The following is a 17073-nucleotide window of genomic DNA, read 5'->3' as shown; positions in this document are numbered from 1 at the left end:
AGGTGCTGTCGCCGGAGCTGTGCCGCAAACTCGACGGCAAGGCGATCAACATTCACCACTCCCTGCTCCCGGGTTTCAAGGGCGCCAAGCCCTATCACCAGGCTTACAACAAAGGCGTGAAACTGGTCGGCGCTACCGCCCATTACATCAACAACGACCTGGACGAAGGCCCGATCATTGCCCAGGGCGTGGAGGTGGTGGATCACAGTCATTACCCCGAAGATCTGATCGCCAAGGGGCGGGATATCGAAGGGCTGACCCTGGCGCGGGCCGTGGGTTATCACATTGAACGGCGGGTGTTTTTGAACGCGAACAGAACGGTCGTTCTTTAGATCGCTATCGCTGGCAAGCCAGCTCCCACAGGGTTTTGTGTCGCTCACAAATCTTGTGGCCGCCCCGGTCCACTGTGGGAGCCGGCTTGCCAGCGATGAGGCCATAACAGACAACACAAGACACACAGGCAACAACCCGAGCAATCAACGCGCCGCCGCTCCATGGCGACGCGACCGCTACATAAAAACAACAGCGAGGTGAAAGCATGTCTGGCAATCGTGGTGTGGTGTATCTCGGCGCTGGCAAGGTCGAAGTACAGAAAATCGACTATCCGAAAATGCAGGACCCGCGTGGCAGGAAGATTGAACACGCCGTCATCCTGCGCGTGGTTTCCACCAACATCTGTGGTTCCGACCAGCACATGGTGCGCGGCCGTACCACCGCACAAACCGGCCTGGTGCTGGGCCATGAAATTACCGGTGAAGTGATCGAGAAGGGCAGCGACGTCGAGAACCTGCAGATCGGCGACCTGGTTTCGGTACCGTTCAACGTGGCGTGCGGGCGCTGCCGTTCCTGCAAGGAAATGCACACCGGCGTGTGCCTGAGCGTCAATCCGGCACGTCCGGGTGGTGCCTACGGTTACGTCGACATGGGCGACTGGACTGGTGGCCAGGCTGAATACGCCATGGTGCCGTACGCCGACTTCAACCTGCTGAAACTGCCGGACCGCGACCGGGCCATGGAAAAAATCCGTGACCTGACCTGCCTCTCCGACATCCTGCCAACCGGTTACCACGGCGCAGTGACTGCTGGCGTTGGCCCGGGCAGCACCGTGTACATCGCTGGCGCAGGCCCGGTCGGCCTGGCCGCTGCCGCTTCGGCGCGCCTGCTGGGCGCGGCGGTGGTGATCGTCGGTGACGTCAACACCATCCGTCTGGCCCACGCCAAGGCCCAGGGTTTTGAAATCGCCGACCTGTCCCTCGACACCCCGCTGCACGAGCAAATCGCTGCGCTGCTGGGCGAACCGGAAGTGGATTGTGCCATCGACGCCGTCGGCTTCGAAGCCCGCGGCCACGGCCACGACGGCGTGAAACACGAAGCCCCGGCCACCGTACTCAACTCGCTGATGGGCGTGGTACGCGTAGCCGGCAAGATCGGTATTCCTGGCCTCTACGTGACTGAAGATCCAGGTGCCGTCGACGCCGCCGCGAAAATGGGCAGCCTGAGCATCCGCTTCGGCCTCGGCTGGGCCAAATCCCACAGCTTCCACACCGGTCAGACCCCGGTGATGAAGTACAACCGCCAACTGATGCAGGCCATCATGTGGGACCGCATCAACATTGCCGAAGTGGTGGGCGTGCAGGTAATCAGCCTGGATCAGGCACCGCAAGGGTACGGCGAGTTCGATGCGGGCGTGCCGAAGAAGTTTGTGATTGATCCGCATAAGATGTTTAGTGCGGCGTAAAATTTTTGAAGTGTGCGGAGGGCGACGTGATGTCGCCCTTTTTTATTTTATTGTTAGCTCAGTTGTCTCTTATTGATGCTCCCTGTTGTTTGGCCGATTCAGATAGTATTTTTTCCAGTTTTTTGTTGAGCTTTTCTTTTTGCTTCGTAAGGGAGTTTATTTCTTTATTTAAGCTTTTCTTTTGTTTTGCGGTTAAAGGGCGAGGGCTGATTTTATCGTTTTTATGTTTGAACCAAAGACCTTGTTCTTGTAAGTTGTTTTTTTGTTTCCATGCGTAGTAGTTTGCTGGCTGATCATACGCTGCCGAAATTTTAAGACCGACGTTTGTGATTCTTTCCCTGTATTGGGAGGCTTTGTCCGGATTTTTAAGTATGTCGAAATCTGACTTTATTCTGTCTGTGATATCGGCATCTGGAGAAGTTGTCCGGTTAGTGGAGGCTATGGGCGCGCTCAAACTGTCCCTTGATGTGCTTAAGCTTTGTGAAGACGTTCCAAGTAGCCTTTGGTCTTCACTTCGACTTGCCGCATTAGTATTTTTCCGGAGAATACTTCTACGAGGCATATGTCCAGTATCATCCCTTTCATTCACTGGATCCCCCAAACAATACCCATACGCATTCAACCCACCCTCCCCAAACGGACTCCAACTTTCCGGGCTGTTAAAACGCATCAACACCGGGTTAAACACCCGATAACCATTGCCCAGCAAATACCACCCCGTCACCGGATCCGGACGTTCGCCGTTGAAGCCGAGCAGGCTGAGCAAACCGTTCTCTTCCGGGCGATGACCATAGGGCGAGTACGCGAGAGGATTGAGACGAGCCGCGTCGAGTACGTTCAACACTGAGCGCTGTTCATCGGTGGCAAGCAATTGCGTGAGCCCACCACATTGCTGAGCCAGTACTTGATCGTCGTGCTGCATGATCGACCGTTGCAGCGTGCCTTGAATCTCGGTAGTCAAGCGATCTTTCTGGTAGAAACGCCGAGTCGTGGCTTGTACCGTCGGCGTGCAATCAACCAGTCGATCCAAGGTCGTAGTGGTAGCGGCAGAGCAGCGTCTCGCATTTGGGCAGCATGGGTGGGCTTACTGAATGAAGGTGCGATCCAGGATTTCACTGTGAAGTAACTGTTCAGGGCTGCCTACTAGCGGTTCTGATAGTGCCGTAGGTGTTTGTGACGAGCGGGCAGGAAATGCATGCCAGCCTTCGGAACATGCCCTCGCTTACCCGGTCAAACCGGCAACTTTGCGCTCGTTAACGGGCGTTATTTGTGACACACGAGGATGCCCGGATGAAGATTTCACGCGGTTTAGCATTGGCTTCGCTGTTGACCCTGGTCGCCAGCCCAGTCTTCGCACAGTTCAGCCTGGGCGATGCGGCCAGTGCGATTGCGGGCATGCAGGACGACAACGCAGCCGTCGAGGCCGCGCCGACGGCTGAAACAGCCGACCTGCTGGGTGCGCTCAGCCAATTGAATGTGACACCGGAGCAAGCCATCGGTGGCGCCGGGGCCATGCTGGGGCTGGCGAAGAATCAGTTGAGTTCAACCGACTATTCGGCGTTGGCCAAAAGTGTCCCGGGCCTTGATCAACTGTCCGGCCTCGGTGAACTGAGTGCTCTCGCCGGTTTACTAGGATCAAGCGGCAAGGCCGCGGGCCTGGACAACGCCCTGGGCAACATCAAGGACACCACCGACCTGAACAACGCCTTCAGCGCGCTGGGCATGGACACCGGCATGATCGGCGTGTTTGCCCCGGTGATCCTGCAGTACTTCGGTCAGCAGGGTGTCGGTGGTTCGCTGTTGCAAAGCCTGGGCGGGATCTGGGGCGCCGGTACCAGCAGTTGATTCAATGGCTTTCGGCGCGCAAGGCGTCGATGCGTTGGTCCTTCTCGGTCCAGAGCTGGTTGACCCAGTTCTGGACCGTTTCACGAAACCGCGGATCGTTTTCGTAATCGCCCTGCCACAGCGTCGGCTCGAGTTCGCGAGTCTTGATGTCGATGATGACCCTGGGCACGTTGCCGCTGATCAAATCCCAGAACCCGGGAATCGTTTGCTGTGGGTAAACCACCGTCACGTCGAGAATCGCATCCAGTTGTTCGCCCATCGCTGCCAGCACAAATGCCACGCCACCGGCCTTGGGTTTAAGCAGGTGGGTGAACGGCGATTGCTGCTGCGCACGTTTTTCGGCGGTAAACCGGGTGCCTTCCAGGTAGTTGACCACCGTCACTGGCTGGCGCTTGAACAGCTCGCAGGCCTGTCGGGTGATTTCCAGATCCTTGCCGGCAAGCTCCGGGTGCTTCGTCAGGAAGGCCTTGGTGTAGCGCTTCATGAAAGGGTAATCCAGCGCCCACCAGGCCAGGCCCAGAAATGGCACCCAGATAAGCTCTTTCTTGAGGAAGAATTTGAAGAACGGCGTGCGTCGGTTCAGCGTCTGGATCAGCGCCGGGATATCGACCCAGGATTGATGGTTGCTGATCACCAGATAAGACGTGTCGCGCCGCAGATCGTCGCCACCGCGAATGTCCCATTGAGTGGGAATGCACACGCGAAAGATCAGCTTGTCGATTTCCGACCAGGTCTCGGCGATCCACATCACCGACCAGGAAGCGTAATCGCGCAGACGACCGGGCAACACCAGTTTGAGCAGGGCAAACACCATCAAAGGCCCAATCAGGACCAGAGTGTTGAGCAGTAATAGCAAGGCAACGAAACAGCCGGTGAGCAGGCGGCGCATAGGCAACTCTTGAAAGCATTTGGGCGCGCCATGATAAGCAGCTTCGGGCGGCAGGCCAAATCGGTGGTGACGAATGTTTCACCATGGAGCCGCTAACCTCGGGGGAACGATCAGGTTAACCACGGTCTAAAATTGCGCTGCTCACTTCTCATGGAAGCCCACTACGTGAAATCTCTCCTTGCCCTGCTTTCCCTCATCGCCCTGCCGGCTCTGGCCGCCGAGCCAACCCTGTACGGGCGCTATGAATACATCGCCTTGCCGGAAATCGGCGGTGAAGTGCTCAAGGCCAAGATGGACACCGGCGCCCTGACCGCATCGCTGTCGGCCAAAGACATCGAAACCTTCACCCGCGACGGCGAAGACTGGGTGCGTTTCCGCCTCGCCACCAAAGATGCGAGCAACAAAGTCTACGAACATAAAGTCGCACGAATCAGCAAAATCAAAACCCGTTCCGAAGAGGACGAAGACGAAGACGTGGCTGCACCGACCAAGCGGCCGGTGGTTGACCTGGAGTTGTGCCTGGGTAACGTCAAACGCACGGTCGAGGTCAACCTGACTGACCGCAGCAGTTTTAATTACCCGTTGTTGATGGGTGCCAAAGCGTTGCGTGAGTTTGGGGCGGCGGTGAATCCGGCGAGACGGTTTACGGCGGACAAGCCGGATTGTTGATAAGAAGAGGGCTCAAGCACGGCAGAACTGCCAGGGTGTGATTTCGGCTGGTATCAAGCCTTCGGCGTTGTCGCATCATCAAAAGTCGCTGACTCACCTCGAAGTACCACGCGCCAGTTGTCAATTGGCTGTGCGCCAGTCCAGTCAGGATGGCGCACGTCTACGTAACTCTACGCATTCTGCTTAAGGAAAAAACTGTCCCGCTTCCTCGGCGTCTTGGTTCCCGTTTCCTTTCTAGAGTTATGAAAGTTTCCTTAATTCTGAATTGATTTCTGAAGGTTGGTTTATTTTAGATTCGGCGAAATAGTTTCTGTATTTTTGTAGTTTATAGGAATACATGACTTTTGAGTGTAAGTCACGTACAGCAATGTCTTTAGGAGTAGAGAGGGCATCGGTTCGAAATTCACCGCTCTCCTCATAAAAGCTTCTGACTACCTTGAACTTTTCGTTGGTGTCTGGTGTTTTCTGAGCGAAGCTTAATATTTGGTCTAATAATTTATTGTTGTCCGTTTCGACTGCTTTGGTGTATGTTTCGATTTCTTTAATGCTTTTTTTGTTCAGGTTCAACATGGTTTCTTCTTTGCCGACTTGATAGCCTAGCGTTTGCCCGTTGTAGCGCATCCCTTGTTTCTCATGCGTTATGTTGAAAACTACATCTTGATGTGTAGTCGGTGTTCTAAGTTTTTTTGGGATTCTGCCCAAAAAAGTATTTTTAAAACCTTTCCAAGCGCTCATGAATATATTTGAGTGCCCTGTGGGGTCTGCCCCAAGAACTGGCTCTCCATCGCAATATGCGTATGCATTGAGTCCTCCCCTCCCAAACGGACTCCAACTGTCCGGACTGTTAAACCGCATCAACACCGGATTGAACTGTCGATAGCCATTACCCAAATGATAATGCCCGGTCACCGAGTCTGGCCGTTCGCCGTTGAAACCGAGCAGGCTGAGCAAACCGTTTTCCGGCGGGCGATGGCCATAGGGTGAGTAGGCAATGGGATAAGGTCGGGTTGCATCGAGGGCGTTCAGCACTGAACGTTGCTGGTCGGTGGCGAGGAGGGTGGTGTCGATCTTGTCGGCGCGAACCTGGCGTTGAGCCAGCAACTGGTCGTCGTGCTGGAACAGGCTGGTCTGTACGCCGCCACCCACTTCGGTGGCCAAACGATTGTTGCAGTAAAAGCGCGCGATGTCGGTCTGAGTGCTCAAGCGATCAAGTGGGTCGTAGCGGTAGCGACTGAGGACGGTTTCGCGAGTTGTAGTAGGCATTGGCTGAGCTCCAGGCGAGGTCGGTAGCGTCGGCCTTTAGCTTCGGCGTTTTATCAATCTTTGCCTACTATCAGAACTGCTAGTGTTTCCTCGTCGCAGACTAAACCTTCGGCATCGTCGCAATCATCGAAGGCCGCTGACTCACCTCGAAATACCATGCGGCCAATTGCGGATTGGCCGTGCGCCAGTCCAGATCAGGATGGCGCACGTTGCCTAAAACATATTGCTATAGTAAATATGTCTGTTCCCGTTTCTACAAGGCATATTGCTACGGGCAAATATGTCTGCCCCGTTTCCCTTGACGATTTCCATTCAGGAAAGTAAAGCAGTCTTCGCTTTCGGTCTTTTTTATCGCTATCGAAATGGAAATAACTCATCGTAGGTCGGTGGCAAACCATTCCCAGCGGAGCGAACACGATTGTGTTCTTGGGTTAGCACGTCTCTATAGTTAGGGGGGGCTCCGTGTGTTTCAATCTGATTGTTCAGTATTCTAACTCTTGATATATACGTGTCTCGTTTCTGTGGTCCTATCTCGACTAGGTGGCTAAGGTCGTCAAAAAAGTCGCGATTGGATTTTAGTGATGTTTCCGCGTTGAAGTGGTCGTAGCTTTGATCATAACTATTGAAGCTTGGGGAAGGTGAAGTGTCAGAGTGGATATTAATATTTTTATTTATATCGGTAAGTGCGGTTTTTTCGGCTTTTTGTATTACGATGCTTACTGGGTTTTCGCCTTTTTGTTTTGCTATTTTATTGATTGTTTTTTCCCCTCCCAAGCTTTTTTTTGCTTCTTTTAATGCGATTTTAGTGTAGGGGTGGGGTCCTGAGCCTTTACCTCTCGCTATGAGACCTGAAATGATTTTTACTATTTCATGTCCTGAAGGATCAACGCTCGAGATCGGCTCTCCAGCACAATACGCATACGCATTCAATCCACCTTTGCCAAACGGACTCCAACTGTCCGGACTGTTAAACCGCATCAACACCGGGTTGAACTGTCTGTACCCATTACCCAAATGATAATGCCCGGTCACCGGGTCTGGCCGTTCGCCGTTGAAACCGAGCAGGCTGAGCAAACCGTTTTCCGGTGGGCGATGGCCGTAGGGTGAGTAGGCAATGGGATGAGGTCGGGTTGCATCGAGGGCGTTCAGTACTGAACGTTGCTGATCGGTGGCGAGGAGGGTGGTGTCGATCTTGTCGGCGCGAACCTGGCGTTGAGCCAGCAACTGGTCGTCGTGCTGGAACAGGCTGGTCTGTACGCCGCCACCCACTTCGGTGGCCAAACGATTGTTGCAGTAAAAGCGCGCGATGTCGGTCTGAGTGCTCAAGCGATCAAGTGGGTCGTAGCGGTAGCGACTGAGGACGGTTTCGCGAGTTGTAGTAGGCATTGGCTGAGCTCCAGGCGCGGTCGGTAGCGTCGGCCTTTAGCTTCGGCGTTTTATCAGCCTTTGCCTACTATCAGAACTGCTAGTGTTTCCTCGTCGCAGGCTAAATCTTCGGCATCGTCGCAATCATCGAAGGCCGCTGGCTCACCTCGAAATACCACGCGGCCAATTGCGGATTGGCCGTGCGCCAGTCCAGATCAGGATGGCGCAAGTCCACGTAACCCAAGGCACATGCCACACTGATTGCCGCCACGTCGAAATGGCTGGTCAGCTCGGCAATCGCGTCTTTTTCCAGCAGCGCCAGAGCACGGCGGATTTTGTCGCGCTGGCCGTCGAGGTAGGCGGCCCAGTGTTTTTCAGCGGGGCGCAGGGCGACTTCGTAGCGCACCAGCACGGCGGCATCCATGATCCCGTCGGCCAGCGACGCGAGGGTCAGGCGCCGCCAGCGGGCGGAACCTTCGCGAGGGATCAGCGGGTTGCCGACGTGCTGGTGGTCGAGGTAGTCGAGGATCACCCGGCTGTCATGGATGACGTTGCCGTCGGCCAAACGCAGGGCGGGGATTTTGCTCAAAGGGTTGTCGTCGATCAGCGCCAGATCCGGGTCGACCGGGGTGAGCACGCAGTTTTGCAGGGCTACTCGATTCTGTTGACCGGTTTCGTGCAGCAGCACCATGACTTTGCGAACGAAGGGCGAAAGCGGATTGTGGTACAGGGTCATGCTCGGGGCGGACATGGCAGCGTCTCGATCGGGGGCGGTGACGGGCAGCATAGCGTGTTGAGCACATAGCTCAAACGTCATGACTCGAGCCGGGCGGGAGTTGGCTTGCTCGCGATGGCGATCTTGCGGGCGCCATCGCCGGCAAGCCGTGCTCCAACGTTCAGCGGTGTTGCAGCAAGCCCCGCAGGCCGAGGACGGCAGGAATGCCGAGCCCCAGCCAGCTCAGCGAATCCCAGACGCCATCCCCCAGCAACGCGGCAAACAATCCCGCCGCGCTGAAAAGCGCAATGACCGTGGGCGTGGCAAATACCTTCCAGAAACTCGACTGCCGAGGCCTCATGCCGCGCTCTCCGCTTTTTCCAGCACAGGGTTGGCAGCCTTGCGCCGGACCACCCACAGGTAAACCCCACTGCCGAGAACAATGATGGTCAGCACATCCAGGGTCGCCCAGAGAATTTGCATCGGCATGCCGCCGTAGTCACCGAAGTGCAACGGCTGCGACATGCCCATGGCGTCCATGTACCACGGACGTTCAGCCACAGCGGTGACTTGCAAAGTGCTGGCGTCGATCAGTACCGGCGTCAGCAAGTGCGAGGTCAAATGCGTGCTGCCCTTCATGAACACGGCGTAATGGTGCTCACTGGAGAACCGTGTGCCGGGAAAGGCGATGAAGTCGGGTTGCATGCCTGGCGCAACTTCCCTGGCGATATCGAGCAATTGAGTGGCCGGTGCCAGGTGCGTCAGCGGTGGCGCGTCGCGGTACGGCGCGACCATCGCACTCAGGCTGTCGTTGCGCCACGCGGCGATCAGCAGGTCGGCACAGGCGCTGATCACGCCGGTTACTCCGACCACCAGTGCCCAGGTCAGCGTCACCACGCCGATCAGGTTATGCAGGTCGAGCCAGCGCAGGCGGGTGGATTTGTCGTGGCGCACGGTGGCGAATTTCAAGCGACGCATGAACGGCAGGTACAGCACGGTGCCCGAAACGATCGCGACAACGAACAGCAACCCCATGAACGCCAGCAACAATTTGCCCGGCAGGCCGGCAAACATGTCCACGTGCAGGCGCAACATGACCATCATGAAGCCGCCATTGGCCGATGGCATCTCCAGCGCTTCGCCGGTACGGGCATCGAGCATGAAGGTATGGGATGAGTTCGGCTCGGTGCCGGCGGTGGCAGCCATGATCGCGATGGCGGCATTGGGCTCGTCATCCTCGAAACCGAAATATTGCATGACCTCGCCGGGGCGATGCTTCTCGGCCGCCTGTACCAACTGCTGCAAATTCAGGTGGGGGGTGTCCGCCGGCATGACCTGCAACTCTGGGGCATCGCCCAGCAGATGGTCGATCTCGTGATGGAAGATCAAGGGCAGGCCGGTCAATGCCAGCATCAGCAGGAACACGGTGCAAATCAGGCTGGACCAGGTGTGGATAAAGGACCAGCGGCGGATTGTTTTGCTTTTCATTTCTTGGCCTTTGAAAAAACCGAAGCCGCCCATTAAGGACGGCCTGGTCATAGGGCATGTCAGATCAACGCTTTACCACTTGTAGGTGGCAGTGGCGACGACGCTGCGCTGGTCGCCGTAGTAGCAGTAGAAACTGTCGCAAGTCGAGATGTAGTCCTTGTCGAACAGGTTGGTCGCGTTCAGCGCCAGCGAGGCGCCTTTCAAGCTGTTGTCCAGACGGCCGAGGTCGTAGTGAACAGCTGCGTCGAACACGGTGTAGGCATCGGCCTTGCCCAGTTCGGTGTTGGCCTGATCGCCGTAGGTGTTGCCGGTGTAGCGAACGCCACCGCCCACGCCGAAACCATCGAGCACGCCGTTGTGCCAGGTGTAATCGGCCCACAGCGAAGCCTGCTGGTTTGGCATCAGTTGCAGGCGATTGCCTTTGAAATCACCTTTTTGCACTTCGGATTTTGCCAGGGTGTACGCGGCGATGACCTTGAGGTTCTCCGTCACATCGGAAACGGCTTCCAGCTCCAGTCCCTTGACCTTTACTTCACCGGTCTGGCTGGTGATCGAAACGTTGTCCGAGTTGGTGGTGGTGACGGACACGTTCTTCTGGGTCAGGTCGTAGATCGCGGCACTGAGCAACGTATCGCTGCCTGGCGGCTGGTACTTGATGCCCAGTTCCCATTGCTCGCCTTCGGTCGGTTTGAACGAATCGGTGGGCGAGGCCGTGGCATTGCTGGTCGGCTGGAACGACTCGGCGTACGACAGATACGGAACAAAACCGTTGTCGAACACGTAGCTGATCGCTGCGTTGCCGCTGAAGTTGGTGTCGCGCTCAGTATTGGTGGCATCGCCCTTGTTGAAGAACTTGGTGCCGGTGTGAACCCAGTCTTCACGACCGCCCAGTGTCAGGCGCCATTGGTCGAGGGCCATCTGGTCCTGGACGTACAGGCCGGTCTGGTAGGTTTTCTGGTCGTAGTCGTAGAACGCGCTGGAGCGTGGCGGACGGACGATTTCCACGCCACGCACAGGGTTGTTCACGTTGGTTGGCGGTGCGCTGCCGAAAATCGAGGTGTAGTTGGTGTTGCTGCGCTGGTGATCGAAACCAATCAACACGGTGTGACTGACATCGCCGGTGGCGAAGTCGGCCTGGAAGTTGTTGTCCACGGCGAACTGGCTGATGTCCTCGTCGACGCTGGTGGTCGAGCGACCGACGTTGCCTTCATTGTCGACCTGAGTGAACGGGTACGCGCCGACGGTGATGCCCTGGAAAGACAAGTCAGATTTTGTGTAGCGCAGGTTCTGACGGAATTGCCAGACATCGTTGAGGCGATGTTCGAAGGCGTAGCCCAGCGCGTAGTAGGTGCGGTCGTAGTATTCCCAATCCGGGTCGCCCAGGTTCTTGTGGTGGGAAACATCGCCGAACGGCATGTTGATTTTGGTGCCCTGGATCGGCAGGAATTGGCTGGTGATGCCGGTATCGTCCCGGGTGAATTGCGTGAGCAGGGTGAACCGGGTGTCTTCGTCGATGTTCCAGGTCAGGCTTGGCGCAATGTTGTAGCGCTTGTTGTCGACGTGGTCGATTTGGGTTCCGCTGTCGCGCACTACGCCGCTCAGACCGTAGAGGAATTGCCCTTCATCGTCGATCTTGCCGGTGCTGGCAAAATTGATCTGGCGATGATTGTCGCTGCCGTATTGCAGCTGGACTTCGCTGCTCGACTCAGCACTGGGACGGCGACTGACCATATCGAGCAGGCCGCCCGGCGGCGTCTGACCATAGATCGACGAGGCTGGGCCGCGCAGCAGGGCTAGGCGGTCGAGGTTCCAGGTTTCCTGTTTCGGGTTGGCATACACGCCTTTTGGCAGCGGCAGGCCATCGAGGAACTGGGTCGGTTCGAAACCGCGCACTCGCAACCAGTCGGCGCGGGTGTCGCTGCCATAGCTGCTGGCGGTGATGCCTGGCATGTAGCGCACGGCGTCGTCGAGACTCTGTACGTTACGGTCGTCCATCTGCTCACGGGTTGCCACGGAAATCGAACGCGGCACCTCGACCAGTGCGGTGTCGGTCTTGGTGCCGGCAGCCGTGCGCTTGGCCAGATAACCCTGCACCGGCCCCCACGCGTTTTCAGGATCAGCTTCGACGCCGATCACGCTGGTGGCCGGCAGCGACATCACACCTTCAGGCACCGCCACCAGTGTGTAGCTGCCGGTGGCGCTTTGTTCCAATTGCAAACCCGTGCCCCGCAGTGCTTCACGCAAAGCGCCGGCAGCATCGAATTGGCCGGTGACCGGAGCCGACGTCTTGCCCGCCGCCAGCGATGGGCTCAGCGACAGGGCGAGGCCCGCCTGGCTGGCGATCTGGTTCAGGGTGTTGGCCAATGGCGCGGCCGGCAGGTTGTAGGCGCGAACGCTGGACGCTTGTTCAGCGGCGACCAGTTGACTGCTGGCCAAAGGGGTGCAAAGGGCGATGGCGACCGCCAGCAAACTGGGGCGCAACAAGGTGTCTAGCGAACGGGACATACAGCGGCTCCTGAAAGGGAATACTTCTCAATTGCCTAGGTGCCGAACGAAAATCAAAAAGTGATAGGGCTGGATGAAAATAATTTCGATTCAATAATCACTGTAAGTCTGACGGCCTCTTCGCGGGCAAGCCTCGCTCCTACAGTTTTGTATTGTTCCCACATTCAATAAACGACTCGACCTGGTAGGAGCGAGGCTTGCCCGCGAAGGCCGTATGCCAGAAACAGCACCTCTCAGGGTTTGGCATCGGCCTTGGCCGCCACCGTCACCCACCATTGCGTGTGCTGTTCAATCTGCACTGGCAACGTCGGTAACAGCGCGTTCAGGGCCAGGTCCGTGTCATGCAGCGGGAAGCTGCCGGTGATCCGCAGGTCCGCTACTTGCGGCGTCACGCCCAAATACCCGCGGCGATAACGGCCGAGTTCATGCACCAGGTCTTCCAATCGCGCGTTATCCACCACCAGCATGCCGCGGGTCCAGGCATCTGCGCCGAGGTTGAGTGCAGCCACCGATCCCAAGCCATCATTACGAATCAGTACTTGCTGGCCTTCGCGCAAAATCTGTTCGTCAGCGCTCGATTGCGGATGAACGGCCACCGCCGACTGCAAGACGCTCAGGCGCGTGCCTGCTTCTTCGCGCTTGACCAGAAACCGTGTGCCCAATGCGCGCATGCTGCCTTCGCGGGTTTCGACGATAAACGGGCGGGCATCACCATGGCCGGTCTCAACGAGGATTTCCCCTTCCTGGAGTACCACCCGGCGCTGCTTCTCATCGAAGCGCACGTCCACGGCACTGTGGGTGTTGAGGTTGATCAGCGTGCCGTCGGCCAGGCGAAGGGTGCGCTGTTCACCGGTCGCGGTGCGTTGGTCGGCCAACCAGTAACCGACCGGCAGATACCGCTCACCGGCAAACAATGCCAGACCGATCACCGCTACGACGCTGGCCAGACCGCTGCCGAGCTTGCGTACCCGTCGGCGAATACCTTCGCGCGATTGCAGCAAGGCAGTGCGGGCCGGGCCGCTGGCGACGCTGAAGCGTTGGTCGAGCATGCCCAATTGGCGCCATGCACGCGCATGTTCTTCGTGGGCGGCGTGCCATTTGCTGAACGCTTCGCGCTCCACCGGATTACCGGAATCCAGCGACAACTGCCAGGCAATGGCGGCATCGAGCACCTGCGCCGACACTGGCTTGGAACTGAGCGGGTTCATGTCGGCTCACCGTACAGCGCGATGTAACACTGACGCAGGCCCTGGGTCAGGTACTGGCGCACACGCGGTACCGACACGCCGAGGCGTTCGGCGATTTGCGCGTGGCTCAAGCCATCGAGACGATTGTAGAGAAACGCCGCCCGAGCCTTGCTCGACAGCTTGCCGAGCAGGCGATCGATGTTTTTCAGGTCTTCAAGGATCATTTGCTGTTCTTCCACCGACGGTTGCTCGGCTTCGGGGATCAGCATCAGTTCGGTGAGGTAGGCCTGTTCCAGCGCGGCGCGGCGGAAATAGTCGAACAGCAGGCCCTTGGCAATCGCCACCAGAAACGCCCGCGGTTCGCGCGGCTCTTTGAGTTCCTCACGGCCGAGCAAACGCACGAAGGTGTCCTGACTCAGGTCTTCGGCTCGTTGCGGGCAAGCGACGTTGCGACGAAGCCAGGCCAATAGCCAACCGCGATGGTCGCGATATAACGCACCGACGAGCTCACTTTGAGGGCTTGGGACTGACGACACGCCGCATCACCGTTTGGGAAGTGTTAACTAACGAGAATTGTTCGCGATTGTGGCAGAGGCGAGAAGGGTGCGCAATTGGCGCTGGTCGGGTGGGATAAATGCTTGTTCGCTGTAAGACCGCGGCTTCGTTCATCGCGGGCAAGCCTCGGTCCTATAGAGATGGTGTCGTTCGTCAACGTCCTGAACGAAACATTTCTGTAGGAGCGAGGCTTGCCCGCGAAGGCGCCAGAGCAGACCAAAAAATCTAGAAAGACGGGGTTTGCTGCCGTCGTTTCCACTGATTCAACCGCTGCTGCAAATTCAACGGACTGTGAATCTGTTGCTGTCGCGCACGGCTGAACAGGATCAACGCCAGTTCCGCCGTGGCCAGCGCATCGGCGCTGGCGTTGTGACGTTCGAACACTTCGAGTTTGAACCAGTCGATCCACTCGTCCAGCCCGGCCTCGCGAATGTGCGCCTGCGGGCAGACCAGCGGGGCGATATCCGCAACATCCATAAACAGGTGCTGCAACTTGTAACCCAGATGTTCTTTCAGTGCGCGGCCGAGCATGTGCTGGTCGAATGGCGCGTGGAAAGCCAGCACCGGACTGTCGCCGACAAACTCCATGAAATCGAGCAGTGCGTGGGCCGGATCGCTGCCGGCAGCAATCGCGCTGGGGCCGATCCCATGAATCAGCACGCTGGGGCCGAGTTTGACTTCGGCGCATTGCAGGGTGCGCTCGAACTGCTGGCTGAAGTCGATCGCGCCGTCTTCGATCACCACCGCACCGATGGACAGCACGCGGTCCTTGTTCAGGTTCAGTCCGGTGGTTTCCAGGTCGAGCACCACCCAGCGTTGTTCGCGCAGGCTGCACTCGCTCAATTCTTTCACCGCCGGCAAACGTTGCAGGCGTTGTTGCAATTCTCCGGACAGGCTCGGGCCGCCCGGGCGCAACCATGAAAACAGACTCATCGCTGATCGCTCATAATTGGTACCGCAAGGCCAGACTGCTTTGCAGGCGTTGCGCCTGACGCAAGGACTCACGCAGGATCCGCCGGTCCAGATGATTCAGACTGTCCGGATCGACGCGGTTGGAGTAAGGCAGGTTCTCCCGGGTCTGTAGCTGATGTTGCTGCATGCGGGTTTGCTGAATGAAGTGATAGGCCTCTTCGTACGCCGCGCCGTCCAGGGGCTCGATGATCTCTTTGTCCACCAGTTGGCGAAAACGCTCCAGGGTGTTGTTGGTTTCGATGCCATGGGCCAGGGCAAGCAGTCGCGCCCCGTCGACGAAGGGCGTCAGGCCCTGAATCTTCAAGTCCAGTGTGGCTTTCTCGCCATTCTTTCGGGCCAGTACAAACTCGCGGAAACGCCCTACAGGCGGGCGATTGCGCAGCGCGTTTTCGGCCAGCATGCGCTGGAACAAGCGGTTGTCGGCGACCTGGTCGAGAATCCCGCGGCGCAACTGCTCACAACCTTGCTCGTTGCCCCAGACCACACGCAGATCGAAATAGATACTCGAACCCAGCAGGTTTTCCGGCGTGGCCTCGCGGATGAACGCGGCGAAGCGACGCGCCCACTCGACACGGGACAAGCACAGCTCGGGGTTACCGGCCATGATGTTGCCCTTGCACAGGGTGAAGCCGCACAACGCCAGGCTTTGGTTGATCTGATGGGCGATGGGCAGCAACTTGCCGCGGATTTCGGCAGCATGGGCTGCGTCGCGGGCTTCGAACAGAATGCCGTTGTCCTGATCGGTGTGCAGCGTTTGCTCGCGACGGCCTTCGCTGCCGAAACACAACCAACTGAACGCGACGCCCGGATCACCTTTCTCGGCGAGGGTCAGTTCAATCACCCGGCACACGGTGTGATCGTTGAGCAGGGTGATGATGTGGGTGATCTGGGTCGAGGACGCACCGTGGGCCAGCATGCGCTCGACCAATTGGCCGATCTCGCCGCGCATGGCCACCAGATTTTCCACCCGCGGAGCGTTGCGGATGGTCCGCGCCAGGTGCACCAGGTCGACCCGCTGCAGTGAAAACAGATCGCGCTCGGACACCACGCCACACAGGCGTTGGTCCTTGACCAGGCAGACATGGGCGATATGCCGCTCGGTCATGGCGATCGCGGCGTCGAACGCGCTGTGGTCCGGTGTGAGGTAAAACGGCGAGGGTGTCATGTGGCGTTCGATGGCTTCGGCAAAATCACCGGCAGCATTGGCCACCACGTGCCGCAGGTCGCGCAGGGTGAAAATCCCCAGCGGCGCTTGCTGTTCATCAACCACCACAATGCTGCCCACCTGCTGCTCGTGCATCAGGGTCACGGCCTCGCGCAGGGGCGTCGCCGGACTGCACATGACCGGATGGCGCATGGCCAATTCACCCAAACGGGTATTGAGCGAATACTGCGTGCCAAGGGTTTCCACGGCTTTCTGCTGGACCTGCTGATTGACCTGATCCAGCAGGCTGCTCACGCCGCGTAGGGCAAAGTCACGGAATGTGCCGGAAATGGCGAAGAGCTTGATAAATGCGAGTTTGTTCAGCTGTAGGCAAAAGGTGTCTTCGGCTGCCAGATGTTCAGTGCGCGTCGCACGTTCTCCCAGCAACGCCGCCAGGGGAAAACACTCGCCGGTGGTGATCTCGAAAGTGGTTTCGGTACCGCCCTTGGCTGAATGGGGGCGCTCGCCTACGACCCGGCCCTGTTTGACGATATAGAAATGTTCAACCGGGCCCTCGGCAGGCTTGATGATGCTTTCGCCGGGGGCATAAAAACGCAGCTGACATTGTTCAACCAGGTACGCCAGGTGGGCGTGTTCCATCTGATTGAAGGGCGGGAAGCGCTGGAGGAATTGCAAAGTGCCCTGGATGTTCTGCAACACCGCGGTTTTCCCTGCCTG

15 protein-coding genes and 1 pseudogene are annotated in these 17073 nt (G+C 57.8%); 4 read left to right on the top strand and 12 right to left on the bottom strand.

Features of this window, described 5'->3' with window-relative positions; genetic code table 11:
* Both D8V06_RS01860 and fdhA read left to right on the top strand, forming a co-directional pair.
* A partial coding sequence (locus tag D8V06_RS01860) for a formyltransferase family protein (RefSeq protein ID WP_277751279.1) occupies nt 1-332 on the top strand: 332 nt, incomplete at its 5' end.
* A gap of 206 nt (nt 333-538) precedes the next feature.
* Nucleotides 539-1738: a formaldehyde dehydrogenase, glutathione-independent gene (fdhA, locus tag D8V06_RS01855; protein WP_007981376.1), complete on the top strand. Its 1200-nt coding sequence runs from the start codon at nt 539-541 to the stop codon at nt 1736-1738.
* Nucleotides 1739-2294: 556 nt separating this feature from the next.
* Here fdhA and D8V06_RS30675 read toward each other — a convergent pair.
* A pseudogene (locus D8V06_RS30675) lies at nt 2295-2814 on the bottom strand (RHS repeat-associated core domain-containing protein); the annotation flags it as partial.
* 214 nt (nt 2815-3028) lie between these two features.
* Here D8V06_RS30675 and D8V06_RS01845 point away from each other — a divergent pair.
* Nucleotides 3029-3583 carry a DUF2780 domain-containing protein gene (locus D8V06_RS01845; RefSeq protein ID WP_130905995.1) on the top strand — a complete coding sequence of 185 codons (555 nt, stop codon included), beginning with the start codon at nt 3029-3031 and terminating at the stop codon, nt 3581-3583.
* A gap of 1 nt (nt 3584) precedes the next feature.
* Here the strand turns inward: D8V06_RS01845 and D8V06_RS01840 are convergent, their stop codons facing one another.
* A complete protein-coding gene (locus D8V06_RS01840) occupies nt 3585-4472 on the bottom strand; it encodes an acyltransferase (protein WP_056853875.1) in 888 nt (295 codons plus the stop codon).
* Nucleotides 4473-4637: 165 nt separating this feature from the next.
* Here D8V06_RS01840 and D8V06_RS01835 point away from each other — a divergent pair, with 165 nt between their 5' ends.
* Nucleotides 4638-5141: an ATP-dependent zinc protease gene (locus D8V06_RS01835; RefSeq protein ID WP_153188977.1), complete on the top strand. Its 504-nt coding sequence runs from the start codon at nt 4638-4640 to the stop codon at nt 5139-5141.
* Between the two features lie 240 nt (nt 5142-5381).
* On the opposite strand, the gene D8V06_RS01830 is transcribed toward D8V06_RS01835, so the two are convergent.
* The 10 genes from D8V06_RS01830 to D8V06_RS01785 all read right to left on the bottom strand — a co-directional run.
* The gene (locus D8V06_RS01830) at nt 5382-6404 is read right to left on the bottom strand and encodes an RHS repeat-associated core domain-containing protein (protein WP_130930328.1); all 1023 of its coding nucleotides are present in this window, start codon (nt 6402-6404) and stop codon (nt 5382-5384) included.
* A gap of 354 nt (nt 6405-6758) precedes the next feature.
* Nucleotides 6759-7790, bottom strand: coding sequence for an RHS repeat-associated core domain-containing protein (locus D8V06_RS01825; RefSeq protein ID WP_130930327.1), 1032 nt, complete (start codon nt 7788-7790; stop codon nt 6759-6761).
* A gap of 100 nt (nt 7791-7890) precedes the next feature.
* Nucleotides 7891-8520, bottom strand: coding sequence for a glutathione S-transferase (locus tag D8V06_RS01820; RefSeq protein WP_130905991.1), 630 nt, complete (start codon nt 8518-8520; stop codon nt 7891-7893).
* Between the two features lie 145 nt (nt 8521-8665).
* Nucleotides 8666-8845 carry a hypothetical protein gene (locus tag D8V06_RS01815; RefSeq protein WP_056853874.1) on the bottom strand — a complete coding sequence of 60 codons (180 nt, stop codon included), beginning with the start codon at nt 8843-8845 and terminating at the stop codon, nt 8666-8668.
* Nucleotides 8842-9972: a PepSY-associated TM helix domain-containing protein gene (locus tag D8V06_RS01810; RefSeq protein WP_130930326.1), complete on the bottom strand. Its 1131-nt coding sequence runs from the start codon at nt 9970-9972 to the stop codon at nt 8842-8844. The genes D8V06_RS01815 and D8V06_RS01810 overlap by 4 nt, the downstream gene beginning before the upstream one ends.
* 72 nt (nt 9973-10044) lie before the next feature.
* Complete coding sequence (locus D8V06_RS01805) at nt 10045-12477, bottom strand: TonB-dependent siderophore receptor (protein ID WP_130907958.1); 2433 nt, start codon at nt 12475-12477, stop codon at nt 10045-10047.
* A 233-nt stretch (nt 12478-12710) separates the two neighbouring features.
* Complete coding sequence (locus tag D8V06_RS01800) at nt 12711-13685, bottom strand: FecR family protein (RefSeq protein WP_056853872.1); 975 nt, start codon at nt 13683-13685, stop codon at nt 12711-12713.
* Nucleotides 13682-14200 carry an RNA polymerase sigma factor gene (locus tag D8V06_RS01795; RefSeq protein WP_056853871.1) on the bottom strand — a complete coding sequence of 173 codons (519 nt, stop codon included), beginning with the start codon at nt 14198-14200 and terminating at the stop codon, nt 13682-13684. Before D8V06_RS01795 ends, D8V06_RS01800 begins: the two co-directional genes overlap by 4 nt.
* A 244-nt stretch (nt 14201-14444) precedes the next feature.
* Nucleotides 14445-15152 carry a 3'-5' exonuclease gene (locus tag D8V06_RS01790; RefSeq protein WP_056853870.1) on the bottom strand — a complete coding sequence of 236 codons (708 nt, stop codon included), beginning with the start codon at nt 15150-15152 and terminating at the stop codon, nt 14445-14447.
* 10 nt (nt 15153-15162) lie between these two features.
* On the bottom strand, nt 15163-17073 hold a 1911-nt coding region (locus tag D8V06_RS01785), incomplete at its 5' end, for a putative nucleotidyltransferase substrate binding domain-containing protein (protein ID WP_130930325.1).

This window comes from Pseudomonas sp. Sample_24, from assembly GCF_004307605.1.
In the GTDB taxonomy this organism is placed as follows: Bacteria; Pseudomonadota; Gammaproteobacteria; order Pseudomonadales; family Pseudomonadaceae; genus Aquipseudomonas.
The sequence above is the reverse complement of the archived record's forward strand: the minus strand, read 5'-3'. Positions and strand labels throughout refer to the sequence as shown.